Source organism: Faecalibacterium duncaniae (assembly GCF_010509575.1).
Lineage (GTDB): Bacteria > Bacillota > Clostridia > Oscillospirales > Ruminococcaceae > Faecalibacterium > Faecalibacterium duncaniae.
Genome location: NZ_CP048437.1, coordinates 1,047,941 through 1,071,766, shown reverse-complemented (window position 1 = coordinate 1,071,766; position 23,826 = coordinate 1,047,941). Strand labels below are relative to the sequence as shown.

25 protein-coding genes, 4 tRNA genes and 1 riboswitch are annotated in these 23,826 nt (G+C 58.8%); of the genes, 5 read left to right on the top strand and 24 right to left on the bottom strand.

Annotation, left to right across the window (positions count from 1 at the left end):
* Positions 1-27: 27 nt before the first annotated feature.
* From GXM22_RS05145 to GXM22_RS05120, 6 genes are all read right to left on the bottom strand, one after another.
* Positions 28-1,140 carry an HlyD family secretion protein gene (locus GXM22_RS05145; protein ID WP_005932162.1) on the bottom strand — a complete coding sequence of 371 codons (1,113 nt, stop codon included), beginning with the start codon at positions 1,138-1,140 and terminating at the stop codon, positions 28-30.
* A gap of 1 nt (position 1,141) precedes the next feature.
* A complete protein-coding gene (locus GXM22_RS05140) occupies positions 1,142-1,597 on the bottom strand; it encodes a GyrI-like domain-containing protein (protein ID WP_035393983.1) in 456 nt (151 codons plus the stop codon).
* Between the two features lie 247 nt (positions 1,598-1,844).
* A complete protein-coding gene (locus GXM22_RS05135; RefSeq protein ID WP_005932154.1) occupies positions 1,845-2,237 on the bottom strand; it encodes an endonuclease domain-containing protein in 393 nt (130 codons plus the stop codon).
* Positions 2,238-2,558: 321 nt separating this feature from the next.
* A complete protein-coding gene (locus tag GXM22_RS05130) occupies positions 2,559-2,966 on the bottom strand; it encodes a microbial anti-inflammatory protein (RefSeq protein ID WP_005932151.1) in 408 nt (135 codons plus the stop codon).
* A 110-nt stretch (positions 2,967-3,076) separates the two neighbouring features.
* Positions 3,077-5,434 (bottom strand): peptidase domain-containing ABC transporter, encoded by a 2,358-nt coding sequence (locus GXM22_RS05125; protein ID WP_005932148.1) that lies wholly within the window; start codon positions 5,432-5,434, stop codon positions 3,077-3,079.
* Positions 5,435-5,906: 472 nt separating this feature from the next.
* Positions 5,907-5,983 (bottom strand) — tRNA-Asn (locus tag GXM22_RS05120).
* A gap of 491 nt (positions 5,984-6,474) precedes the next feature.
* Between GXM22_RS05120 and GXM22_RS05115 the strand changes: the two genes are divergently transcribed.
* The 3 genes from GXM22_RS05115 (at position 6,475) to sigG (ending at position 9,339) form a co-directional block, all read left to right on the top strand.
* Positions 6,475-7,341: a sigma-E processing peptidase SpoIIGA gene (locus GXM22_RS05115; protein ID WP_005932139.1), complete on the top strand. Its 867-nt coding sequence runs from the start codon at positions 6,475-6,477 to the stop codon at positions 7,339-7,341.
* Between the two features lie 330 nt (positions 7,342-7,671).
* Positions 7,672-8,364, top strand: coding sequence for a sigma-70 family RNA polymerase sigma factor (locus tag GXM22_RS05110; protein WP_187115630.1), 693 nt, complete (start codon positions 7,672-7,674; stop codon positions 8,362-8,364).
* Between the two features lie 210 nt (positions 8,365-8,574).
* Positions 8,575-9,339 carry an RNA polymerase sporulation sigma factor SigG gene (sigG, locus tag GXM22_RS05105; RefSeq protein WP_005932133.1) on the top strand — a complete coding sequence of 255 codons (765 nt, stop codon included), beginning with the start codon at positions 8,575-8,577 and terminating at the stop codon, positions 9,337-9,339.
* A 36-nt stretch (positions 9,340-9,375) separates the two neighbouring features.
* On the opposite strand, the gene GXM22_RS05100 is transcribed toward sigG, so the two are convergent.
* Positions 9,376-9,621 carry a sporulation transcriptional regulator SpoIIID gene (locus tag GXM22_RS05100; protein WP_005932131.1) on the bottom strand — a complete coding sequence of 82 codons (246 nt, stop codon included), beginning with the start codon at positions 9,619-9,621 and terminating at the stop codon, positions 9,376-9,378.
* A 110-nt stretch (positions 9,622-9,731) separates the two neighbouring features.
* Positions 9,732-9,834, top strand: a riboswitch (TPP riboswitch).
* A gap of 88 nt (positions 9,835-9,922) precedes the next feature.
* Here GXM22_RS05100 and thiT point away from each other — a divergent pair.
* Positions 9,923-10,495, top strand: a complete 573-nt coding sequence (gene thiT, locus GXM22_RS05095) for an energy-coupled thiamine transporter ThiT (RefSeq protein ID WP_005932129.1) — start codon at positions 9,923-9,925, stop codon at positions 10,493-10,495.
* 145 nt (positions 10,496-10,640) lie between these two features.
* Positions 10,641-10,716, top strand: a tRNA-Ala gene (locus tag GXM22_RS05090).
* Between the two features lie 108 nt (positions 10,717-10,824).
* Here the strand turns inward: GXM22_RS05090 and GXM22_RS05085 are convergent.
* The 17 genes from GXM22_RS05085 to hemZ all read right to left on the bottom strand — a co-directional run bounded on the left by GXM22_RS05085 (position 10,825) and on the right by hemZ (position 23,816).
* On the bottom strand, positions 10,825-11,163 hold the full coding sequence (locus GXM22_RS05085) for a hypothetical protein (RefSeq protein ID WP_147585098.1): 339 nt from the start codon (positions 11,161-11,163) through the stop codon (positions 10,825-10,827).
* Positions 11,164-11,884: 721 nt separating this feature from the next.
* Positions 11,885-11,970 (bottom strand) — tRNA-Tyr (locus GXM22_RS05080).
* Positions 11,971-12,155: 185 nt separating this feature from the next.
* Positions 12,156-12,230, bottom strand: a tRNA-Thr gene (locus GXM22_RS05075).
* Positions 12,231-12,296: 66 nt separating this feature from the next.
* Positions 12,297-14,117, bottom strand: a complete 1,821-nt coding sequence (gene glmS / locus GXM22_RS05070) for a glutamine--fructose-6-phosphate transaminase (isomerizing) (RefSeq protein ID WP_187115627.1) — start codon at positions 14,115-14,117, stop codon at positions 12,297-12,299.
* Between the two features lie 467 nt (positions 14,118-14,584).
* The gene (locus GXM22_RS05065) at positions 14,585-15,136 is read right to left on the bottom strand and encodes a hypothetical protein (RefSeq protein WP_005932121.1); all 552 of its coding nucleotides are present in this window, start codon (positions 15,134-15,136) and stop codon (positions 14,585-14,587) included.
* Positions 15,133-16,002, bottom strand: a complete 870-nt coding sequence (locus GXM22_RS05060; protein WP_005932119.1) for a DUF5685 family protein — start codon at positions 16,000-16,002, stop codon at positions 15,133-15,135. The genes GXM22_RS05065 and GXM22_RS05060 overlap by 4 nt, the downstream gene beginning before the upstream one ends.
* A gap of 18 nt (positions 16,003-16,020) precedes the next feature.
* A complete protein-coding gene (locus GXM22_RS05055; RefSeq protein ID WP_005932117.1) occupies positions 16,021-17,220 on the bottom strand; it encodes a THUMP domain-containing class I SAM-dependent RNA methyltransferase in 1,200 nt (399 codons plus the stop codon).
* Between the two features lie 86 nt (positions 17,221-17,306).
* Entirely contained in the window at positions 17,307-17,858 is a 552-nt protein-coding gene (locus tag GXM22_RS05050) for a S1 RNA-binding domain-containing protein (protein WP_099357220.1), read from the bottom strand.
* 73 nt (positions 17,859-17,931) lie between these two features.
* On the bottom strand, positions 17,932-18,237 hold the full coding sequence (locus GXM22_RS05045) for a septum formation initiator family protein (protein ID WP_035393978.1): 306 nt from the start codon (positions 18,235-18,237) through the stop codon (positions 17,932-17,934).
* A gap of 45 nt (positions 18,238-18,282) precedes the next feature.
* A complete protein-coding gene (locus GXM22_RS05040; RefSeq protein ID WP_099357221.1) occupies positions 18,283-18,753 on the bottom strand; it encodes a hypothetical protein in 471 nt (156 codons plus the stop codon).
* Positions 18,753-19,019, bottom strand: coding sequence for a YabP/YqfC family sporulation protein (locus GXM22_RS05035; RefSeq protein WP_005933464.1), 267 nt, complete (start codon positions 19,017-19,019; stop codon positions 18,753-18,755). The genes GXM22_RS05040 and GXM22_RS05035 overlap by 1 nt, the downstream gene beginning before the upstream one ends.
* A gap of 161 nt (positions 19,020-19,180) precedes the next feature.
* Positions 19,181-19,426, bottom strand: a complete 246-nt coding sequence (locus GXM22_RS05030; protein ID WP_005933461.1) for an RNA-binding S4 domain-containing protein — start codon at positions 19,424-19,426, stop codon at positions 19,181-19,183.
* Between the two features lie 154 nt (positions 19,427-19,580).
* Positions 19,581-19,850: an HU family DNA-binding protein gene (locus GXM22_RS05025; RefSeq protein WP_005933459.1), complete on the bottom strand. Its 270-nt coding sequence runs from the start codon at positions 19,848-19,850 to the stop codon at positions 19,581-19,583.
* Positions 19,851-19,889: 39 nt separating this feature from the next.
* Positions 19,890-20,621, bottom strand: coding sequence for a MazG family protein (locus tag GXM22_RS05020; RefSeq protein WP_099357222.1), 732 nt, complete (start codon positions 20,619-20,621; stop codon positions 19,890-19,892).
* 193 nt (positions 20,622-20,814) lie between these two features.
* A complete protein-coding gene (locus tag GXM22_RS05015) occupies positions 20,815-21,261 on the bottom strand; it encodes a zinc ribbon domain-containing protein (RefSeq protein ID WP_005933450.1) in 447 nt (148 codons plus the stop codon).
* A gap of 181 nt (positions 21,262-21,442) precedes the next feature.
* Entirely contained in the window at positions 21,443-22,381 is a 939-nt protein-coding gene (locus tag GXM22_RS05010) for a uridine kinase family protein (RefSeq protein WP_005933447.1), read from the bottom strand.
* Positions 22,347-23,816, bottom strand: coding sequence for a coproporphyrinogen dehydrogenase HemZ (gene hemZ / locus GXM22_RS05005; RefSeq protein ID WP_005933443.1), 1,470 nt, complete (start codon positions 23,814-23,816; stop codon positions 22,347-22,349). Before hemZ ends, GXM22_RS05010 begins: the two co-directional genes overlap by 35 nt.
* Positions 23,817-23,826 lie beyond the last annotated feature (10 nt).

Here is a 23,826-nt window from a genome sequence, read left to right as displayed (position 1 = left end):
CCTCTTGGGCGTGGAATCGGCGGGCGCTTAGCGGAACAGCACGCCCAGGGCCTCCATCACATAGTCAAAGTAAGTCAGTTCATCGTACTCCACACGGGCGGTGACGCTCATGCCGTTGGAAAGATCCACCTTGTCGCCGCTGGTGCTCACGACATAGGTGTTATCCGGCTTGATGGTCATCTTGTAGTAGGACCCGTTGGTGCTGGAGGTCACGTCACTGTCGATGGAGGTAACAGTGCCGGTCAGGGTGCCGTAGGAATACTCCGACAGGCCGGTGATGGCGATCTTGCAGGGGTCGCCCACATTGATCAGCGGCCGGTCGTTGACGGTGACAGCCGCCACGATCTCAAGGTCGCTGTTCTCGCTGGCCACGGTGGCCAGAGCGGAACCTGCGCTGAGCACCATGCCCACCTTGTAGGGGGTGTCCATGTGGATGACACCGGAGGTGGGAGCGTAGATGTAGTAATCGTTCGCGCCGGTGTTCAGGGCATCCAGCTGGGCCTCGATGTTGTCAATGTTGGCCTGCACGCTGGTCAGGTTGGCAGAAATGGACTGCAGGGTGGAGTAGTACAGGCTCTCCACCTCGCTCTGGTTCTGCTCCATCATGGTCCTGATCTGCTCATCGGTGTAACCGGCGGCCTGATAGGGCGAAGCATCAAACGCCTTCTGGCTGACCTGGCTCTTGTAGCTCTCGTACTGGTAGTAATAGGGCTGATCGTCGATGTCGGTCTCGCTGAAGTAGTTCTTGTCGTCCTGAATGGACTTGAGCAGCTTTTCGTACTGGCTCTTCTGCTTTTTGTAGATGTCCAGCTGCTTCTGGTAGCTGTCCTGCTGAATGTCCAGATCAGTGCTCTTGATGTGGGCAATGAGGTCGCCCTCGGTGACATAGCTGCCCTCCGAGATGTTCAGCTCGGTGATGGAGCCGGAGTAACTGGACATGATATAGGTCTTGTTGGCCGCCTGCACTGAGCCAGTGGACTGGCTGACGTAGGTGCGCTTGTTCTGGGTGCTCCAGATCACCAGAAACACCATGAGGAAAGCCACCAGAAGAATGAGCGCGTAGCCAAAGGCCGGCAGCTTCTTCTCCATCATAATGCGGCGGTCCTGCAGGTCGGAAAGATTCTGAATGCGAGTGGTCATATTACTTCGTCTCCATAAAAACGTCCATGACACCGTTTTCGCTGTCCTGATTGACGTAGATGCTGTAGGTGGTGCCGGTCAGCTCGATCTCGTGCTCGTAGGCATAGATGTTCAGCTTCTGGCTGGCAAGGCTGCTGTGGTCCATGGGGCCGGTGAAGTGGGCGTACAGGCAGCCCTTCACCCGCAGCACAGCGTCCTGCTCGTAGCCCGGCTCCAGGCGGGGGATGAGCTGGTTGACCTGCATCATAAAATAGATCTGCGGCTCCGGGTTGGGGCCGGAGGTAAACTTGACACACTGGATCACAGGGCCAACCGGCATGGCGCTGTGGCTCTTGATAAAGTTCTGCATCTGGGTCAGGATCACGCCCAGGTTGCCCAGCTCGCTGGCATCGATCTTGCGTGCCAGAACGTTGGTCAGCTTCAGGGTCTTGTTTTCTGCAACTTGGATCTCTCTCATAATAATGTCCACCTGTTTCTTTTTTGTTTGCAATAAGCAATTGTCTGGGGGAAAATGGCAATTCAGGAATACGGCATCTGAAGATCAAACCTCTTCGTCATCATCGCTTCGCTTGATGCCACCTCCCCTAATAGGGGAGGCCTTGGCAGAAGATTCATTTTTCGCAAAAATCGCCTGCGGCTCCAAAGGCATCTTCTGCCGCAAGGCAAAACATCAGCAAAGCCGACCACAGTACAAACCGGAAGGTTCAACCCTCCTTGCCCCGCTCCAATTCCTCTAAACGTTTCACAACAGCTTCGTGAATTTGCTCACACACCATTTCAAAATGTGCACTCACATCCTGATTTCGGAAACGCAACACCTGCACGCCGTACTGTTCAAACACAGCACTGCGTTCCATATCATATTGCATTCCCTGTTCAGTATAATGCTGTGAGCCGTCAAGTTCAATAACCAATCTTGCCAAAGGGCAATAAAAATCCGCCACAAATGTACGAATTGGCCTTTGTTTGTACATTTTCACTGGATATGTGCGCAAAAACGAATACCACAGCTTTTTCTCCATGGGTGTCATTTTATGACGCAGTTCCTGCACACGTTCACGCATCCGCGGGTCATAGGGCAGGTTGGTGATGGACATAAGCGACACCTCATTTTGCCTTGCGCCAGCAGGGCAGGCAGTAGCGAAGCGCTCACTCCCGAAAACGCAGCGTTATGCCAAGGGCTCCCCTACTAGGGGAGCTGCCGAGCGATAGCGACGGCTGAGAGGTTTGACCCCCGCAGGCCGGATTTTTTCCCACACACAATTGCCTACCGCAACGCGATAAGCAACATAAAAATAAGGTGTGCCAGGAGGCACACGCCTCCTGGCACACCATAACGAGGCATTGTTGTCTGCCCCGCGCTAACAAGTAGGGCGGTGCAGTTTCCTCAACGCTTCATAATTTCAGATCACGTCTAATTAGACAGTGAACTTAACCTCAGTCTCCTTGACGGTGTTCTTGGTGGGAGCCACGCCCAGGTTGTAGACAGCAGCAGCAATGCCCAGAGCGTTCATAGCATAGTCACCAAAGTTGTTCTTCTCGATCGGGTTGCCCTTAACATTGGTGCCGAACAGGTTCTTGCCGATGTTGCCGACTTCCTTCCAGGTGGTGTTGCCGCTGAACAGGACACCGATGGTGCGGTTAATGGTGGACTGCAGGAAGGTGTTGCCAACCAGAGTCACGATGTTGGTGTTGAAGGTCTTAACGTTGTCCAGAGTCCAGATAGGAGCGGTAACAGCGCCGATAGCGTCGATGAAGTTAGCGCCACCGTTGACGTAGGTCATTTCGTTCTCTGCGATAACAGAGTAGTTTGCAGGCATCATCATAATGAATTACTCCCTTCAAATGAATGAAAAAACTTATTTTGGCGATCTTTTTCCGGCTGCGCATCCATCCAAAGATCATTTATGTAACCGAGTGCGCACTCGGCTGCAACTTAATAGGTCATTGCCTCGCCATCGTCGTCTTCTTCAACAACTGCCGCGGGGGCAACGGGTGCAGGCTCTTCCTTCTTGCGGCGGAAGATGCCCTGCTGCAGGTTCCAGAGCTCGTAATACTTGCCCTGCCTTGCCAGCAGCTCGTCATGGGTGCCGCGCTCCACGATCTGGCCGTGATCCATGACCAGGATCAGGTCACAGTCACGGATGGTGGAAAGGCGGTGTGCCACGATCAGCATCGAACGGTCAGCCAGCTGGTTATAGATCATATCAAAGATGGTATTCTCTGTGCCAAAGTCCAGGCTGGAGGTCGATTCATCAAAGATGTAAAGGCTCGAATCCTTCAGGAACGCACGGGCCAGTGCAATGCGCTGCTTCTCACCACCGGACAGGCCGTTGCCGGCTTCCTCCAGATAGGTGTTGTACTGCAGCGGCAGCTTGCGGATGAACTCGTGTGCGTCGGCCTTCTTGGCCGCCTCCCGTACCTGATCGAGGGTAGCCTCGGGGCGGGAGATGCGGATATTCTCGAAGATCGTCTTGCTGAACAGCTCAACGTTCTGCGGGACATAGGAAATGCAGCGGCGGACGGATGCATTGCTGTACTCGTCCAGATCAACGCCATTCACGCTGATGGTGCCACTCTCCGGCTCGTAATACTTGAGCAGGAGCTTGGTGATGGTGGACTTGCCGGAACCCGAGGAACCAACCAGCGCCACCTTCTTGCCTTGCGGGATGGTGAAGGAGATGTGGTCCAGTGCCGGGGTGCGGTTGCCATACCGGAAGGTGACATCCTTGAACTCAATGTCGCCCTCCATGCTCTCCATCTCGGTGTACTCGCGGTCATCGTCCTGCTCGGATTCATAATCCATGATTTCCGTCAGGCGCTTCATGGAGATGGAAGCCTCCTGAATGGACATCTGCATACTGATGAGCTCGCTCACCGGAGAAGTAAAGTAACCCGAAAGGGTGCTGAACGCCATGTAGCCGCCCAGCGTCAGCTGGCCATTCAGCACCTGCGTGATGCCCACATAGGTGGTGACCATGTTCAACACGGTCATGATCACGCTGGAGATCAGGCTCTGGCCGGTGCTGATCTTGCTGGAACGCAGGCTGATTTTCAAGCTCTTGATGTATTCACGCTCAAGGGCTTCCAGCTCGCGATCCTCGCAGGCGTTGCACTTGATGGTCTCGATGCCGCGCAGGCTCTCGATCATCTGGCTGTTCAGAACGGCCGACTGCACCATCGTCTCTTCATTAATCCGCTTGTAGGGCTGCTTGAAGATGATGACGAGCAGCAGGCTCAGAACGGTGGTAAACAGGGTAATGGAGAACAGCGAGGAGTTCATCCGGAACAGGACAAAGCCTGTACCCACGGCCATCACAATGTCCATGACCACGCTCATTGCAATGCTGGTCAGCACCGATTTGATGGTGCCTGCATCGGAATAGCGGGTGGTGATCTCGCCGGTCTTACGGGATGCAAAGAACTTCATCGGCAGTTTGTACACATGCTCGAAGTAGCCCAGCATCAACGGGATATCGATTTTAATGGAAAGAAAGATCAGGATCCACTGTCTCACAGTCGAGAGCAGCGTGCTGGTCAGGTTGACCACACTGAACACGACAATGAGCGATATGAGCAGACTTTTCAGCCCATAAGGCAGCACCTCGTCCATGATCGCCTTATTAAAGACGGTGGACACGATGCCGATCAGTGTCAGGATCACTGAACTGAGAATAGCGTAAGCAAACAGCTTTTTCTGGGGAAGCAGCAGATCCATGTACCGCTTCAACATGTTGTTGCGGGCTGCCTTGGCTTCCTCTTTGCCCTCCACCTTGTGCTTGCCGGTGCCGCCCTTGAACTCCGCTGTGGGGTTCAGCAGCAGCAGCACGCCGGTGAAGTTTTTATAGAACTCATCCAGACTGATCTTTTTCAGTTCATTTGCAGGGTCGCCGATGACGACGTAATCCTTGCATTTGTACTTTTTGCTTGCATCAGCCTTGCGTTCTTCTTCCTGCACCACATGCTTGCGGCGGGCATCGTCCTCCTTGATGGTCGTCTTTTTGAAGATGACCACAAAGTGGGTCAGGCCCTGGTCGGTAATGACCTGCGCAATTGCGGGCAGTGTGAAATCGCTTAAAAAGTTTTCGCGGTCAACACGGACAGCCGCCGTGCTGAAGCCCAACTCATTGGCTGCTTTCTGCAGGCCAACGAGGTTCGTGCCTTTCATGTCGGTTCCCATCATATCCCGCAGGCGGGTGATGGTGATTTCCTTTTTGTAATGGAGGCACACCATTGCGAGCGAAGCGGCCGCGCAGTCCGTAGAATCGTGCTGCCGCACATAGGTATAACGCATACGATGTTTCCTTTACAAGAGACCGACAACCAAAAGCAAACGATCTCTTTTTCAATGTACTGTGTCTATTTCAAAACTACGGCTTTTATTCTAGCACACCCGGTCTGTTTGCACAAGCCCCAGTTTGCTGTTGTTTTGACCGTAGGTCTGACAAATGAAAAAGGTTTTCTTTTTGCACTCCGGTTTAACAGCGCATAGCCTTCTGCTTTGCCCTGCCCTGCGGAGAACCAGGGCAAAGCAGAAGTCCGCTGCTATCAAAAGAAGGGAGCGCCTACCCTTTGATCTGAGTCAATCACCACAGAACGTTTAAAAACTGTTCCAAGGTTTGGGTGTAGTATACCACAATCTGACAGCATCTTCAAGAGGACATTTTTTAAGAAACCATTAATTTTGAAGATTTTGTGAAAAAAGTCTCAGATTGGTTACAACACCCGGTTAAAAAACAAGCGGCGAAGTTGCCCTCGCCGCCTAATGGCGCCTCTTGCCTGACTCGAACAGGCGACACCCTGATTAACAGTCAGGTGCTCTAACCGACTGAGCTAAAGAGGCACATCTTTCAAAACGCAATTCCGCAGCGCACAATTGACTGCGAGATGTATTATAACTCTTCCCGCTCCCTTTTGCAAGCCTTTTTTGGAAATTTGTGAAAAATGTTTTTCAAAAGGGCTCAACCCTCTCAGTCAAAGCCTTGCAGCAGCGAAAGGTCAGGCTGTCCCTCCCATACAACCTCTCCGTCATCATCGCTAACGCTCGATGCCACCTCCCCTAGTAGGGGAGGCCTTGGCAGGAGATTCGTTTTTCGATTGATTCGCCTTCGGCTCCAAAATCATCATCTGCCGCAAGGGAAAGACTTTGCGCCAGCAGGGCAAACAGGAGCGAAGCGCCAGCCCCCGAAAACGCGACGGTATGCCAAGGGCTCCCCTACTAGGGGAGCTGTCGCGGCAAAGCCCGCGACTGAGAGGTTTTATGCAAAAGCAAAGCCTCTCCTTCGCCCTCTTTCTCCCCCACCTTCTGCTACACTGATCTCTACCAGAAAGAAGGTGCCGCCCATCAAGACTGTGATCTACCTCGATGTCCTGCTGCTGACGAATTTTGCGCTCACGCTGCTGTTCCTGCTGGCGGCGGGGCTGCTGGCCGGGGTGGAGTGCCGGGCCGGGCGGCTGCTGTTGGGCGGGGCGGCGGGGGCAGCTTCCTCGTTGGCCCTGCTGGCCCCGGAAGCGCCGGACGCTGCCGCGCTCTTATATAAAGTGTCAACCGCTGCCCTCACGGTGGCCGCTGCCTACGGCTGGCCGGGGAGCAGATGCTTTGCCCGACTTGTGGGGTGGTTCTGCGCGGGAAATCTGCTGCTGGCGGGGGCGCTGCTCCTGCCCGGAGCCCAGACCAACAACGGCTGCATCTACCTGCCCCTCTCGCCGGGGGCACTGCTGGCGGGCGCGGGCGGGGTGGTGCTGGCTGTGCAGGGGGTGCTCCGCTTTCTGGGCCGGGGCGGCGGGCAGGTATTCCCCGCCCGGCTCACCGTGGCAGACACAGCGCTGGATGTCCGGGCCTTCTGCGACACCGGCTTTTCGGTGCAGGAGCCGCTTTCGGGCCGAACGGTGGTGCTGGTGCGGTTCGGTGCCGTGCAGAGCCGCCTGCCGCCCGCCCTGGGTACTTATCTGGAGCAGCACTTTGCCGGGGCCGCTCCCCTGCCCGACCCGGCGCTGGGGGTGCGCCTTGTTCCCTGCACCACCGTGGCCGGGCACTGTATCCTGCCGGCCGTCCCGGCCAGCCTGTGCTGCACCGGCTCCCCCGCCGGGCAGGGCAGGGCCGAGCACCTCTATGCCGCCTTCACCGACCTCCCCCCGCCGCCTGATGGGTGGGAAGTGCTGGTGGGGAGCGAAACCGTCAGCAGCCTGGCGCATGGGTAGGCTGCACTTCCATACAACCTCTCCCTGTTTCCGCCACTGGCGGCGGTCGTCGTTGCCTAACAGGTGAAAGGCAGAGCTTACGGCTCAACCCCCCAGTCGCCTGCGGCGACAGCCCCCGCTATTAGGGGGGCCCTTGGCATGGCGCAAAGCCTATCCTCTTTGCCAAGGCCGCCCCTACTAGGGGCGGTGGCATCCCGTAGGGATGACGGTGGGGTTTGACCCCAGCTGCTGCTTACGGCTCAGCCCCCGCTAGTAAGGAGCCCTTGTCAAAACCAGAACCTCTCCTCTTCGCGAGAGGGCTTCACAAAGGAGGAACCGCCCTTGCATCATCTGCTTTCACTTCTTTGCCGTCTTTATTGCTTTCTGCTGGCCCCTTCCGCCGCCCACTACATCAACGGCGGGCCCAGCCTGCCGCCGCCGCTGACACCGGAGCAGGAAAAGGCCCTGCTGACCCGGATGATGGCGGGGGATGCCGCCGCGCGCGATGACCTCATCACCCACAACCTGCGTCTGGTGGTCTACCTTGCCAAAAAGTACGAGAACAGCGGCGTGCCGCAGGAGGACATGATCTCCATTGGCACCATCGGGCTGATCAAGGCGGTGAACACCTTTACACCCGCGCGGAACATCAAGCTGGCCACCTACGCCAGCCGGTGCATCGGCAACGAGATCCTGATGTACCTGCGCAAAAGCTCCAACCGACGGCAGGAGGCCAGCATCGATGAGCCCCTGAACACCGACGGCGACGGCAACGAGCTACTGCTCTCGGACGTGCTGGGCAGCGACGAAAACCTTGTGGGCCTGCAATTGGAGCAGGCCGCCGAGCGCGCCACCCTCCGGCGCTCCGTGGAGCAGCTGGCCCCCCGGGAGCGGCAGATCATGGAGCTGCGCTTCGGCCTTGTAGACGGCGTGGAGCACACCCAGAAGGAAGCCGCCGATGCCCTTGGCATCAGCCAAAGCTACATCTCCCGGCTGGAAAAGCGGATCATCCGTCAGCTAAAAGAGGTGCTGGAGCGGGAGTAACCCCACCGACATCCCTGCGGGATGCCACCGCCCCTAATAGGGGCGGCTTTGGCATAATGGGTAACTTTATGGGTACTGCCAAGGGCCCCACTATTAGGGGGGCTGTCACGCAAAGCGTGACTGAGGGGTTTAGTCTCCAAAAAGTTCCTCGTATTCCCCGCACGTTCCGTGACCATACTTCCGGTATCAACGTAACCGGAGGTTCGGGGGATGTACAACAAAGTGGAATTATGCGGGGTGGACACGGCCCAGCTGCCGGTGCTTTCCGAAGCGGAAAAGCGGCAGCTGCTCACCCGGGCGCGGGCAGGCGATGCCGCCGCCCGGCAGGCTATGATCGAGGGCAACCTGCGGCTTGTCCTGAGCGTGGTGCAGCGGTTCGCGCAGCGGGGGGAGAATCTGGACGACCTGTTTCAGGTGGGGTGCATCGGGCTCATCAAGGCCATCGACAACTTTGACCCGGCCCAGCCGGTGCGGTTTTCCACCTACGGCGTGCCCATGATCATCGGGGAGATCCGGCGCTTCCTGCGGGACAACAACGCCCTGCGGGTCAGCCGCAGCCTGCGCGATGCCGCCTACAAGGCCATGCAGGCCCGGGAGGCGCTGGAAAAGCAGCTGGGCCGGGAGCCCACCGTGGACGAGGTAGCCCGGCAGGCAGGACTTTCCCGCCGGGAGGTGAACGCGGCGCTGGAATCAGTGGTGGAGCCCATCAGCCTGGAAGAGCCCCTTTACACCGATGGCGGCGATGCCATGTATGTCATCGATCAGGTGCGCGACCCGGACAGCGAGGACAGCTGGATCAGTGGGTTGGAGTTCCGGCAGACCGTGGCCGGGCTGACCCCGCGCGAAAAGCGGATCATGGAGCTGCGCTACCTCAAGGGCGAGACCCAGATGGAGGTGGCGCGGGAGATCGGCATCAGCCAGGCGCAGGTCTCCCGGCTGGAAAAGGCCGCGCTGGAGCAGTTCCGGCACAAATAAACAGGAGAGCGGCACAGGCCTCCCTGCACCGCTCTCCTACTTTTTGTATTTGCGTCTGGTCGCCGCCCCGCCCCGCAGATGGCGCTCGGCCTTGTTGCGGGCCAGCACGGCCTGCACCCGGGCAAACAGGGCCGCATCCACGGCCCGCAGGCGGGTGGATACGTCCTTGTGCACCGTTGATTTGCTGCACCCGAACGCCCGGGCGGCTGCCCGCACCGTGGCACTGTGCTCTGCAATGTACTCTCCCAGCAGCGCCGCACGCTGCTCCGGCTCCACGTTCATCCGGTCACGCCTCCCCTGTTTGCGGTCTCCCTAAAAAATATGAGCCATCAGCCGCCAATATGCCCGCCGGGGCTTGACATTTGGGCGCTGGCCGCTATACTGGGAGCTGGACATAAAAACAGGGGCGCTGAAAAGCTGAGATCCGCACCTGAGCGGAGTACCCTCGAACCTGATCCGGGTAATGCCGGCGTAGGTAGTTTGCGGAAAGGTCCACCCTCTTCACAAACGAAGCCCATGCGCCTGCCTTTTTGTGCGGGTGCATTTGTTTTTGTGTACTATTATCTGAGAAGAGGAATCTCCCATGTCAAAAACCTATTCCAAGACCCGCATTCTTGTGGAGTGCGCCCTGATGATCGCCATTGGCACCGTGCTGAGCAACATCAAGTTCTTCACCCTGCCCAACGGCGGCAGCGTTACCCTGCTGAGCATGCTGCCCTTTGTGCTGGTCTCCTTCCGCCACGGCGTGAAGTGGGGCCTGTTCACCGGCTTTGTCAACGGCTGCCTGCAGATGCTGCTGGGCTTCTGGGCACCCCCGACCCCGACCTTCCTGTATTTCCTGGGTGAAGTCCTGCTGGACTATCTGGTGGCCTTTATGGCGCTGGGCACTGCCGAGTTCTTTGCCCGCCCCTTCAAGAACCGGATGGTCGGCGTGGCCGTGGGCACCTTTATGGCAGGCTTCCTGCGCTTTATGTGCAGCTTCCTGTCCGGTGTGCTGGTCTGGGGCAACCTGAACGAAGGCCTGTCTGCCTGGACTTACAGCCTGGTGTACAACGGCAGCTACATGCTGCCTGAGACCCTGCTGACCATGGTGGCCGCCGTTCTGCTCTGCCGTGTGGCTCCGCAGATCTTTGACCGCCAGCACGCAAAGGCCTAACCCATCCTCACTTTGTTCCGCGCCCTGCCCGGCTCTGTGCCCGGCAGGGCTTTTTTGTTTTTGCAAACTTTTTCAAATTGGGTGTTGACAACCGCCCGCCCGGCTGGTATAATAACTCACGTCGCAAGACACCAACCGAATATGTGGGGGATTAGCTCAGCTGGGAGAGCGCTTGCATGGCATGCAAGAGGTCAGCGGTTCGATCCCGCTATTCTCCACCAAAAAAGCACTGTACTTCGTAGGAAGTACGGTGCTTTTCTTTTTTGTTCCGGCAAAAAGATCAGGGGTGCACCGCTCGCCATGCAGGCGGGCCAGTGACACCCCCGATCTCAAACGAAACCGTTATCTGATTTAACACCTGCAGTGTTTTCCGCGCCGTGCCGCCAGCTCCATGCCAAGGCCGACGGCAGAGCCGACAGCGCCCGCACCAACGTGGCAGGGTTTGGTAGCAGTGCCAGCAGTAAGGTTGGCTTCATTGCCCGTAAACAAAAACGTTTCGATGCAGCCAATACAGAGTTGCAGCAGATGCGGGAAACTGGTACAATAAAGACCAGAGGTAAGCTTATCGAATCCCCGCCAGCGCCCAACGTTTTGAACTTTGCAAGCACGTACGTTTTGTAGTACTGGGCAGAGCGTGGCATGGGACCGATGGATACAGAATGCATCATTCGTTCTTCCAAGGTTGCAATGTCTCAGCGCAATGGCACTCAAACCTGTTATTATTCCGAGCTTGGCTTTGTTGCCGTTGGGCAGGACGGAAACGTATCCAGCATTGGCCCGTTGGACGAGGGCGGAAAGAAATTGATGGAGGTGGTCAAAAAGCATGGAATTCCGCATTAGTGACGATGTAAAACTCGAAGAATGGTTTTGTCCCATTTACAATCGAAAAATCGACTGTGGACTATGCTTCGAGGTCTCCAATATTGGCGATGACATTCTCTGCCTGAAGGGCGACGACAAGCCGCCTTGCAGTTGGGAGATAGCCCACCAAATTTGTCTCAAGTGTCCTGTCTATGAAGAAATGGGATCGTAACAACCAAATAATGTAAGCATCTTTGCCCAGCCGCGCAGGGGCGCTTTTTTCATGCCGTATTCGCTCAGTTGGCAGAGCAGTTGTCTCCAAAAACCACAGGCCGCAGCTGTTCGAACCCACCCGCATGAAAACTCAATCCTTCTGCAAACAGAAAATCGCCAGCGTATCTCTACGCTGGCGGTCTTTTTATGGGCGCGGGTGGATTACGCAAGCCGCGCTGCTAAAAACAGCCCACCGGGCTGTTTTTGCCCCTTCTTCTGCGACGGGGCCGCAGCTGTTCGAATCCACCCGCCTAGCCTCCGGGAAGGTTATTACAAAACAGAAACTCCAGTACCCGGTTCGGATACTGGAGTTCTTGGTGGGCGCGGGTGGATTCGAACCACCGAAGCTGAAAAGCAGCAGATTTACAGTCTGTCCCCATTGGCCACTCGGGAACACGCCCATATTCTATTTGCAGTCATCGCTGACTGCCTGTATATTTTATCATCTGAAGTGGCATTTGTCAACTACTTTTTCCACGGATTTTCTCTTTTTCTGTCGTTCTCTATTTTCCTGCGTTTTACCGCAATAAAAGCACTTTCTATAACAGCAAAAGACCCCAAAACGTTTTCCGTTTTGAGGTCTTTTTGGAGCTGGTGACAGGAGTTGAACCTGCAACCCACTGATTACAAATCAGTTGCGCTGCCATTGCGCCACACCAGCATCGGTTACCTAGATAGTATACCACCAGCGGGCGGGTTTGGCAAGGCTTGATTTCTGATTCTACGATTATTCCACGGTCACGCTCTTGGCGAGATTGCGGGGCTTATCCACATCACAGCCGCGCAGAACAGCCATATAGTAGGCAAACAGCTGCAGCGGAACGATGAGCTGCAGGGGCATCAGCAGGTCATCGTAGTCATCCAGACGCACCACATAGTCGGCCACGCCATCGGGCACCACGGCATCCCGGGTGGTGAAGAGCAGGACCTTCGCGCCGCGGCTCTTGGTCTCCTTGACGTTGGAGATGGTCTTTTCGTAGACCTGCTTCTGGGTGGCAAGAGCGATCACCGGCACGCCGTCTGTTACCAGACTGATGGTGCCATGCTTGAGTTCACCCGCCGCATAAGCATCCGAGTGGACATAGCTGATTTCCTTCAGCTTCAGGCTGCCCTCCAGCGAGAGCGAATAGTCGAACCCGCGGCCGATGAAGAAGCAGCTCTGGGTATTGACGAAACGGCTGGCCAGATACTTGATCTGCTCACAATCGGCCAGGCGGGGCTTGATGACCTCCCCAGCCCGGAGCAGCTCTGCCGTCAGGCGGCGGATCTCGGCATCGGTCTGCATTCCCCGGGCGTAAGCCAGCCGCAGGGCGAACAGGTAGAGCACGCACATCTGCACCATGTAGGCCTTGGTAGAGGCCACGGCGATCTCAGGACCGGCATAGGTGTACATGACATAGTCCGCCGCGCGGGCAATGCTGCTGCCCACCACGTTCACAATGGCCAGCACCGGCACGCCCCGGCTCTTGGCCAGCTTGAGGGCGGCCAGCGTATCGCTGGTCTCGCCCGACTGGCTGATGATGATGACCAGGTCCTCCGGCCGCAGGATGGGGTTCCGGTAGCGGAACTCGCTGGCGATCTCCACCTGTGCAGGCACCCGGGCCAGCGCCTCAATGGCAGCCTTGCCCACCATGCCCGCGTGCATGGCCGTGCCGCAGCCCACCAGATGCACCGTGCCGATGCGGCGCAGCCGCTCATCCGTCAGCTCAGGAACGCGCAGGTCGGGCAGACCGTTCTCCACACGGGGGCTCACCGTGGCCGTGATGGCCGCAGGCTGTTCGTTGATCTCCTTCAGCATGAAGTGCGGGTAGCCGCCCTTTTCAGCGGCTTCCTGATCCCAGTTGGCGGTCAGAACTTCCCGCTCCACCGGCTCCGCGAACTCATTGTAGAAGCGGATGCCGTCGGCGTTCACCACCGCCATGTCCCCCTCTTCCAGCACGCTGTACCGGCGGGTATATTTCAGCAGCGCCGGGATATCCGACGCAATAAAGTTTTCCTCTTCGCCCCAGCCCACGATGAGCGGGCTCTCCCGCTTGACCGCGAACAGGGTATCCGGGAAATCCCGGAACAGGACAGCCAGCGCATAGCTGCCCCGCACCATGGCCAGAGCGGCGCGCAGAGCCTTGAGGGGCTCCCCCTCATAGCAGCTGTCGATGAGCTTGACCAGGACCTCGGTGTCGGTCTCGCTCTCAAAGGTATAGCCCTTGGCCACGAGCCGCTCCTTCAGCACACCATAGTTCTCGATGATGCCGTTGTGGACGATGCTCACCCGGGGCGTGGAATGCGGGTGGCTGTTCACATCGCTGGGCTCCCCGTGGGTCGCCCACCGGGTGTGGCCGATGCCGCAGCCGCTCCGGGCCAGGGCCTCCACCGCCAGCCGCTTGCGCAGCTCCGCCAGACGGCCCTTGCTCTTGACCACCCGGATGCCGCCCTCCAAAGCCAGCGCCACACCGGCGGAATCATAGCCGCGGTACTCCAGCTTTTCCAGACCATCCAGCAAAACATCCTGTGCGTTCCGTTTTCCAACATAACCAACAATGCCACACATACAAAACACCTCCATGCCGACAGCCCGGCGCAAAAAACGCGCGCAGCACAGCTGTCAGCCTCCTGTAACAGTTTATGTTCTTGTATGGCTTTCTTTGAGGGGATCTGTTACGGTATCACTGCCGATTTTTGCCCCTCTCTGCGGCTGGTATAGCCCATGGTCAGCCGGAGAAACATCCGCCGAATTTTTCGATGATTCCTCTCCTCGTCACCCTCACGGCTGTCACCCGTGTGGCCCGGCGCTTTGTGTCAACTGGTGGTAGACATCACTCCTCTCAATTAGAATCCTCTTAGACAAAGCCCTGCTATTAAACCCCACCGTCATCCCTTCGGGATGACACCGCCCCTACTAGGGGCGGCCTTGGCAGAGCAATACAGTTTGTGTATATAGGGAAACTTTACGAAATGCCAAAGACCCCACTATTAGGGGGGCTGGCGGGCGTAAGCCCGCCTGAGGGGTTTGACCCATTATCTTTTTCCCAGCATCTTATGCAGTTTCGGCCGCCACACCAGCTGATACACCTGCAGCAGGTTGTGGAGCGCCCGGTCATACAGCAGAAAAGCCACGTTGCCCATGGCAAGGGTGGCCAGCGAGACCACCAGCGCGGTGGTCTTCAGCTCCTGCGAAATGCTGCCCGCAGGCACCAGCAGCAGCACCAGCCCGTACATGGCCAGCACGGCACCGTTGCAGAGCAGCAGCTTGCACAGCACCCGCACCAGCGGCAGACGGATGCGCTCAAACCGGGGCTTGACCAGTGGGTAATACCCCAGCAGGAACACAAAGACCAGCGCCACCTCCTTATCCGGCACAAAGAGCAGGCTGAGCAGGCTCACCGCTCCGTAGGCTGTCAGGGCCATGGTCCTGCCGCACTCCACGCAGACCGTAGCGATGAGCAGGCTGGCCACCGCCGGGGCAATGAACATCAGCACCGGCACCACGGCCCCCAGCAGCATCAGGGCCACGCTCAGGGCAGCCGCCATGCCGCAGTAGGCCATCGCCCAGCTCTTGCGGGCCTTCACGGCAGCTCCCAGCGCACGGGCTGGTTCTCCGGGTCCAGCGGCTCCACCGCATGGCGCAGGCCCAGGATCATAATATTGTCGATCAGGCTCTTGTTCAGCTTGACATCCAGCATCCCGTAGGCGCGCACCAGATCGTTTGCCGCAGCCAGCGACTGCCGCCGGGCATTTTCCAGTGCAGCACCGGGGTCCTCGACACCATTGACCAGATACACATTGTACCGCTCGGCCCGCTTGTCATCGGCCACACGGCCCGCCTTATCCAGCAGGTAGAACACCCGCCCGATGCAGCTGCCGATATAGCGCATACTCTTGCGCTGGCTGTTCTCATCGGTGGCAAGCGTGGAGTAGAGCGCGCCGTAGATGTTGCTCATAGGCTCGGCAACCTCGGTGTAGTTCTTGGCGTTCAGGTTCATCTGAACGATCGCCTGCTCCTGCTCCTGTTCAAACAGCCGCTCCAGCGCGGGGTTCTCCCGCACGGCCTTTTCATAGGCGCGGCGGAGCAGGATGCGGTCGATGGTGCGCTTCACCCGCTGTTTGAAGGGCAGCTCGTCACTGCGGCGGTCCTGCAGCTTATGCCAGCCCAGCAGCACCTCCACCTGCGCGGCCAGCCGGATGCCCTGGGTCTGGCACATCATCGGCCTCCAGCAGAGCGTCCAGGGCAGGCGCACCTTTTTGCAGGTCGCCTCCCGCCCGGCCAGGCTGTCTGACAGCAGTGCAAACAGAACCCCGTTGTGCTGCAGCAGACTGCACGAGTAGAGCCCGTAGGTCGTGTTCAGCTGATACTGCACGCCCCGCAGGTACCATTGGTAGATATTATAATCCCGGATGGTAAGCTCCGGAAGATAAGGCCGCATCCGACCGTCCATGTCTTTTTGTTCTCCTGTTTACTTTTTCTTGAACTCAACGGTACGCTTCCCGTCAAAGCCCTGCTTGGGCATCGGCTTTGCCTTGTGCTCAAACTTGGGGGCCTCATAGTACATATACAGCTGGCAGGGGATCATACCGTTGTACATCTTGCGGCGCTTGTTGGCGCGCTTGCCGTAGTGGCTCTCAAACTCCATATCGGCAGTGATGGCGTACAGGCCCGCGCAGGGATGCTCGGCCATCTGCCGGCCCAGGGTGCGGGCCAGCTTGGCGGCACCCTCGATGGTGTTCATCCGCTCGCCGTACGGGGGATTGGTCAGAACGATGGCTTCGGGCTTTGCCGCAAAGTCAGCGACATCGGCCACCTCAAAATGGCAGCGCTTTTCCACACCGGCCAGCTTTGCGTTGGCATTGGCCAGTGCCACGGCGGCGGGGTCGATATCGTAGCCAAAGGCTTCAAAGCCCACATCCAGCTTGGACTCTGCCAGCGCTTTCTGGCGCTGCTCGGCCCAGAGGGAAGCGGGTACAAAGCTGTAACGCTCGGCGGCAAAGCGGCGCTTGAGGCCGGGGGCAATATTCATGGCCTTCTGGGCGGCTTCGATCAGCAGAGTACCGCTGCCGCAGAAGGGATCTTCCACCAGACTGTCGCGGCGGACACGGCCCAGGTCGGCAATGGTCGCGGCCAGCGTCTCACGGATGGGGGCCTCCATGGCGTTGCGGCGGTAGCCGCGCTTGTGCAGGCCCTCGCCGGTGGTATCCAGCATGATCTCGCAGACATTCTTGCGCAGCATGAAACGGATCTTGTACTCCGCGCCGGTCTCGGGCAAAACAGAGGTATGATGCTTGTTCATCAGGCGCTTGACCACAGCCTTTTTGATGATGCTCTGGCAGGCAGGCACACTGGTGAGCTGGCTGTTCAGGGAAGAGCCGGTCACAGGGAAGGCGGCATCGGCGGGCAGCAGCTCTTCCCAGGGGATGCTGTACACGCCGTCAAACAGCTCATCGAAGGTGGAAGCGGGGTAGGTGTTGAGGAGCAGCATCACGCGCTCCACCGTGCGCAGGTTCAGGTTGGCGGCAGCGATCATCTCCGGCCCGCCCGCAAAGGTCAGGCGGCCATCCCCTACCCGGATGTTCTCGGCCCCGATGCGGGTCAGCTCAAATTTCGCAGTTGCCTCGCAGCCAAAGAAGCAGGGTGCGATCAGTTCAAATTTTGCAGGCATTCTGGTTCCTTTCTTGTCCGTGGGCGTTGCCGCACCACCAAAAAACAGGCCCGCCCCGCTGGGGCAGGCCAGGTTCGTTCTATGGCTCAGCGGCCGCGGCGGGAGCGCGGTGCATAACCGCCGCCGCGGCGGTTGTTGGTCTCGTGGTCGAGGTCGGCCATCTTTTCCTCGCTCTGGCTCTTGAAGCGGCTCATCATATCCTCAAAGCTCAGGTTATCGCTCTTGGCCGGGGCCTTGGGCTGCCACACACGGGGTGCAGCGTCCCGGGCAGGGCCGCGCCCGCCCTCACGAGGGGGCCGTCCGCCGCCGCGGGAATTGCCGAAATGGCCGCCCTCGCGGGGGCTGTTCTGGCGCGGGCCGCCGGGCCGGGGCCCACGGTCACTGCGCGGCTGACGGGGTGCCGGCGACAGCAGCCGCTTGATGGACAGCGCGATCTTGCCGTCCGGTGCAATGTTGATGACCTGCACCTTCACAGCATCGCCGTCGTGCAGCACCGTGTTGATATCCTGCACATATTCATTGGACACCTCGGAAATGTGGACCATGCCCGATTTGCCCTCAGGCAGCGCAACAAACGCGCCAAAGGGCTTTACGCCGGTCACACGGCCTTCCAGTACGTTCCCTACCTCAATTGCCAAAACTCAATACTCCTTGCTCTCTTTTTGTGGGGGCACCGGGTCTGTCCGCAGAGCTGCCCGGCGGGGTGTGCCCTCAGTTGCCGGTCACATCCACAAAGATGCGCTCGTTGGGGGCTGCGTAGTTGTAAGAATCCCGGGCGACCCACTCGGTCACATCGTCAGCATCGCCGCTGAGGATGCGCTTCATCTCCTCGTTCTGGGTCTTTTGCTGTTCGATCTGCTCGCTCAGCGTCTGCAATTCCGCACGCCGGGAACTGATGGACACCTGATTGGAGATGTAGGCCACCAGCATACTCAACAGCAGCAGAATGAAGAAAAGACGAAGGATCGTCCGCACAAACGGGCTGCGTCTGCGCTTTTTCCGGGTGGTATTTGCCATTTTTCAGCGCCTCCTGTGCTCAGCAGGCCCGAAACGCCTGTACTCTTACTTTGATACGTTAGAATTATACAACAACCGCCGTGTGCTTGGCAAGTTCTTTTTCGGTTTTTTTGCGCTTCTTTTTTGCGCGCGGCGCGCTCTGGCCTGCTCCGCCCGGTTTTTGCGGGCTGCTGCCAGCGGCTGCAATGCCCGCCGGGCCAGCCGGAGCGGCCCCGCCGCCAGCCAGAACAGCCCCTGTTCCATTGCCTGCAGGGCAGGCCGCAGAAGCCGTTCGGCCCCAAAAGCACAGAGAAAGGCGCTGCCCGGCATATACCACCGCAGCACGCCCCCGGCGCTCAGGGCGGCGGCATAGCTCTGCAGCCCCAGCAGGACAGCCCCCACAAGGGCCATATCCGGCAGGAACGCCGCCCGCCCCCTGACCGGAAACACCGCGCGCACGCTGCCCAGCACAAGGCCCAGCAGGGCGCAGGCAGCCGCCTCCTGCCCGATGAGTGCGGGCGCAAGGGCCGGTGCCATCAGCGGAGCAGCCGGGACAGAAAGCCGCCCGGGGTGCGCGCGGCGGTGTACTCCACCGTGTCGATGCGGCCCGTCAGCTTCACTTCCCCGCTGTCGAGGTCGAGGCTGGTCACGTTGAGCTGTGCCCCGGCCAGCTGCAGCACGCCCCGGGCTGTTTCAATGGCGGCGCTCTCCGCATTGCACTGCAGTACCCGCCTGACCCCTGTTACCGTCAGCTTTTCCCGGTTCTCCAGGATGAGGTCGCTGTTCCCCGCCTGCTCTGCCATGCACCTCTCCCCCTTCTGGTGAAGGTTATGCAAACAGCTTGCGGGATAGAACCTCTCCGTCAGCCCTTCGGGCTGCCACCTCTCCTAATAGGCGAGGCAAAGATGCAGCAGCATAAACCTGGCTCCCCTATTAGGGGAGCTGGTGCAAAGCACCTGAGAGGTTATTCCGAAATGATTTCGTACATCTCCCGGGCCACATCCTTGGTGCGGGGCTCCACATCAGAGAGCACCTTTACCTTGATGGGCCGGTTGCCGAAGGTGACCTCGATGATGTCCCCTTCCTTGACCGCCTGGCTGGCCTTGGCGATCTTGCCATTGATGAGGATGCGGCCCGCATCGGCCACCTCATTTGCCACGGTGCGGCGCTTGATGAGCCGCGAAACTTTCAGGTATTTATCCAGTCTCATGTTATGATCCTCCAGAAAAGCAGGCCCTCTCCATCATTGCGCTTTGTCCACCGCCGCACCTCCGGACAGGGGAACTGGCAACGCGAAGCGTTGACTGAGAGGTTTTACAAAAAAACCGCCGGAACCACTGCGGCCCCGGCGGCAAAGATCAAACTTACAGGGTATCCTTCAGAGCCTTGCCCGGCTTAAAGACAATGCTCTTGGAAGCAGCGATGGTAATGGGCTCACGGGTGCGGGGGTTGATGCCCTGGCGCTCTGCGCGCTCACGGATCTCAAAAGTGCCAAAGCCAGAGATGGTGATCTTCTCACCCTCAGCCATTGCCTTGCTCAGTGCGTCGAAAGCGGCGTTGACAGCCAGCTCGGCGCTCTTCTTGCTCATCTCGGTGTTTGCTGCAACCTGTGCGATCAGATCGGTCTTGGTCATAATGGGGTACCTCCACAAAATTTTACTCAGCTTTTTCTATCAGACAGTGGCAGGGCGTTCCTGCTCGTCTGAATCTTCGGTCTTTTGCAGCAGCTCCTGACGGAACCGCCCGGATGCAAAGGTCAGGGCCTCTTCCGCGTCCACACCGGCCAGCCGCATGGCATTGGCCGCTGCAAACAGCAGCGCCCCGGCCCGCTCGGCGGCATTTTCCGGCACCGCTTCCTCCCAGCCTCGCTCGGCAGCCTTCAGGGCAGCGGCGGCATCCTCTGCCGTCTGCGCAAACGCGCCCTTGCGGGCGGCACGCTTCTGCATCTTCTGGGCATACATCAGGGCGGGCAGGGTAGCCGGAACCGTGTTCAGCTCATCCGCCAGCGTGGTGCGGCCCTTTTCCTTATTTTTGAGCGCATCCCAGCTGTTTATACCGGCATTTTCAGCCGCCGAAGAGGCAAAGATGTTCGGGTGCCGGAACACCAGCTTCTCGCACACCTCCCGGCAGACCTGCTCGAAATCGAACCGGCCCCGCTCTTCCTCAATGACGGTATGGAACGCCACCTGCATCAGCACGTCGCCCAGCTCCTCGCGCATCATGGCTGCGTCGTCGGCATCAATGGCTTCCAGCGCCTCGCAGGTCTCCTCCAGAAAATTCTTCCGGATGGAAGCGTGGGTCTGCACCTTATCCCAGGGGCAGCCGTTTTCTCTGTCACGCAGAATGCGGATGATCTGCAGCAGATCCTCCGCCGTGTAGCGTTCCCGTTCGGGCCAGTCCTGCATGGGTGCACTCCCCTTTCCTCTGCTCAAAAACCTGAGCTCGATTGTACCGCAGAATCTGCGATTTTTCAAGGGGACAAGCGCATTTTCCGGCTTTTCATTTCAATTGTTTCCAGAATTTTCACACTTTGCCCTGTTTCTGTGCAGAAAGGGCGGCATCCCCCTACGGGGACACCGCCCTTTCAAGGCTTTTGCGTTACAGCTGTGCGCCGCACCTGTTGCAGAACAGCGCATCCTCAGAGACCGGCGCGCCGCACTGGGGGCAGGTCTTTTTGTCCGTGTCAGGCTTTTTGTCCTTTTCCACGGTCGGCTCAATGGTGATGCCGCTGTCCTCGGCGGGCTCCTCGTCCAGATCGTGGGTGATGACCTCGGCAGCGGGGCCAAGGCTCTCTTTGAGGGCGTTCAGATCTGCCTCGATGCTGCCGATCATCTCGATATACTTATCCACAAGGGGCTGGTTCTCCTCGTTGCCCTTGGCCAGGCTGTAGACCAGTGCACCCAGCTGACGCTGTGCCCGGGCAAGCTTGGTCTGCTCCGAGACGATCTTTGCCTGCGTTCTGCCGCGCTCTGCCAGATCCATGGCGGCATTGCGGCCCTTTTCCGCATATTCCAGACCCATTTCCTTGATCTTATTGAAATCCATAATGACACCTCTCTTACGGGCATTGGCCCTGTGTGTGCTGTCAGATGATGGTTTCATTATAGCGCACTCAGGCACTGATTGCAACGAATCCCTCACAACTTTTACAGTTTCGTGCGGATTTGGAAACAATTTTTTCGCATTTGAACAAGAGAATGGAACATTTTCCCCGCAGAGCGCGATTTTATTTTACGGCACTGCCGTAGAACTCCCGCAGCATACTGTCGGCGGGCAGAAGCTCCAGATCCAGCGGGACCACGTGCTCAAAGCGGCGGGCAGTCTCGTCCCAGAGCTCGGCGTTGTGGCCCTCCAGCGTGAACTGGCGGCGCACGATGCCCAGCAGCCTGGAGATCAGGCCCAGCTCATAGGTAAAGGAGGTGTCCAGCAGAAAGTCCGCCGTGGTCTTGAAGCCCTTGATATACCGGGTCTCGCCGTCCAGCACCCGGTCCCACATGGCAAGGGTCTTTTCGGGGCTGCGGCCCCGGGCGGCAGCGTCCCGCAGGGTGCGGCGGCACAGGCGGATGTCCTGGGTGTTGATGACCCGGCGGCCGTCGATGGCGTATTCCTCCCGCAGGCCGGCGTAGATGCGGTAGACATCCTCCGCAGGCACAAGGCCGGTGAGCTCCGGATTCAGGGCATGGATGCCCTCCACGATGCAGACACCGCCCTGCAGGTCCACGGCCTCGGTCTCGTCGGAGCGCCGCTCGTTGGCAAAATCATAGATGGGCAGGGTGGTCCGGCCCGTCTCGCTCAGCTCATGCAGGCACTGCCGGACAAGGGGCAGATCCATGGTATCGGGGTTTTCGTAATCCAGGGTACCGTCGGGCAGTCGGGGGTAGAACTCCGCCCCACGGAAAAAATTATCCAGGCTGACCACATGGGCGTATGTTCCCTGCCGGATCAGCTCCTCGGCCAGCTTGTGGGCGCTGGTGGTCTTGCCGCTGGCCGACGGGCCGGTGAGCATGACGATCTTGGTGCCGGAAAGGCGCACCTTTTCGGCGGCGTACTTCACGCGGTCGCGGTAGCTCTGCTCACTCAGGGCGGCAAGTTCCTGCGGACTGCGGGCGGCAACGTTGTACAGCCCGACTTCAACCAGACGTTTCGGGACCCAAATCGTGATCATAAAAATCAGCCACTCCTTTTTTGCGCTCCAGTACCTCCGCAAAGCGCTGGATATACTCTGTCGGATACTTGAAATTGAAGATGCGCTGCATCCGTCGGCCGCCGTCGGCCACCAGCTTGGTGCTGCCGCCTGCTCCGGCCGAAAGGATGGTCTGGACTTCCTCCATGATATAGATATTATAGTACCCCTCGTGGCCCGGCTTGCACCAGCCCACATTTTCCAGATTCTGCAGGGTGTTCTTCTGGCGATAGAGGTAATAGGGGCGATATCCTGCATCGGCCAGCAGCTGGCATTTTTCCAGCATGGCCGCTACGTCTGCGTAGTCGTTCTCCTTCTGGTCCTCGATGACGATGCGGGAGGCCCGCTTGAGGGTCAGGGTGTGAACGGTGATGTTCTCAGGGTTCAGCGCGATGGCCTGCCGCAGGCTGTGCTCAAAGCCCGCGACCGTATCGCCGGGCAGGCCCGCGATGAGGTCCATGTTGATGTCCTCATGGCCCGCCCTCCGGGCATCGGCATAGCAGTCCAGGATATCCTGCGCCGAGTGCCTGCGGCCAATGCCCGCCAGCACCTCGTCCGAGAAGGTCTGGGGGTTGATGGAAATGCGGGTGGCACCATACTCTTTGATGACAGCCAGCTTTTCGGCATCGGTGCAGTCAGGGCGGCCCGCCTCCACCGTGTACTCCACCACCTTGGAAAGGTCAAAGTTCTCCCGCACCGTACCCATGAGCTGGCGGAGCTGGTCAGCGGACAGGCTGGTGGGGGTGCCACCGCCGATATAGATGCTGCACAGCTTCAGTCCCGCCTTGTCGGCCTGCTCCCGGATGGCCTCCACCTCTCTGCACAGGCAGTCCACATAGGGCTGCACCAGCTTGCGGTCCCGGTCAAGGTTGCAGCTGACAAAGCTGCAGTAGCTGCACCGGGAGGGGCAGAACGGGATGCCGAGATACAGGCTGTACGTTTTGGGGGCGCTGCCCAGCTTCAGGATGGGCTCCTGCAGGTCGGCGATGGCCTTGGCCATGTCGTACTTCTGCCGGGAGCAGTCAAAACGCTCCAGAAAGAACCGGTCGATGTCGGCTTCGGTCCAGCCCGCGGCCCGCTTGTCGTGGATGAGCCTCACTGGGCGCACGCCGGTCATCTTGCCCCAGGGCGGGCGGATGCCGGTCCAGCTCCGCAGCAGGTCGTAGGTCAGGCTGGCAAGGGTGAACTCCACCGTCTCGCCGCCTGCTTCCACGGGGCGGGGCAATGGAGCCGCCGCATCCCTGCTCTGGCCCTGCTCCCGCACCATGGCGTACAGACTATCCTCTTTTTTCTCGGCCCAGACACAGTCCTCGCCCTCTTCCGGCGGGGTGAGGGTGAGCGGAGCCATAGGGTAAAACAGGCGCACCAGATGCTCCACCTCGTAGCCGGAGGGCAGGCCGGTAATATAAATCTTCATGTTTTTCTCT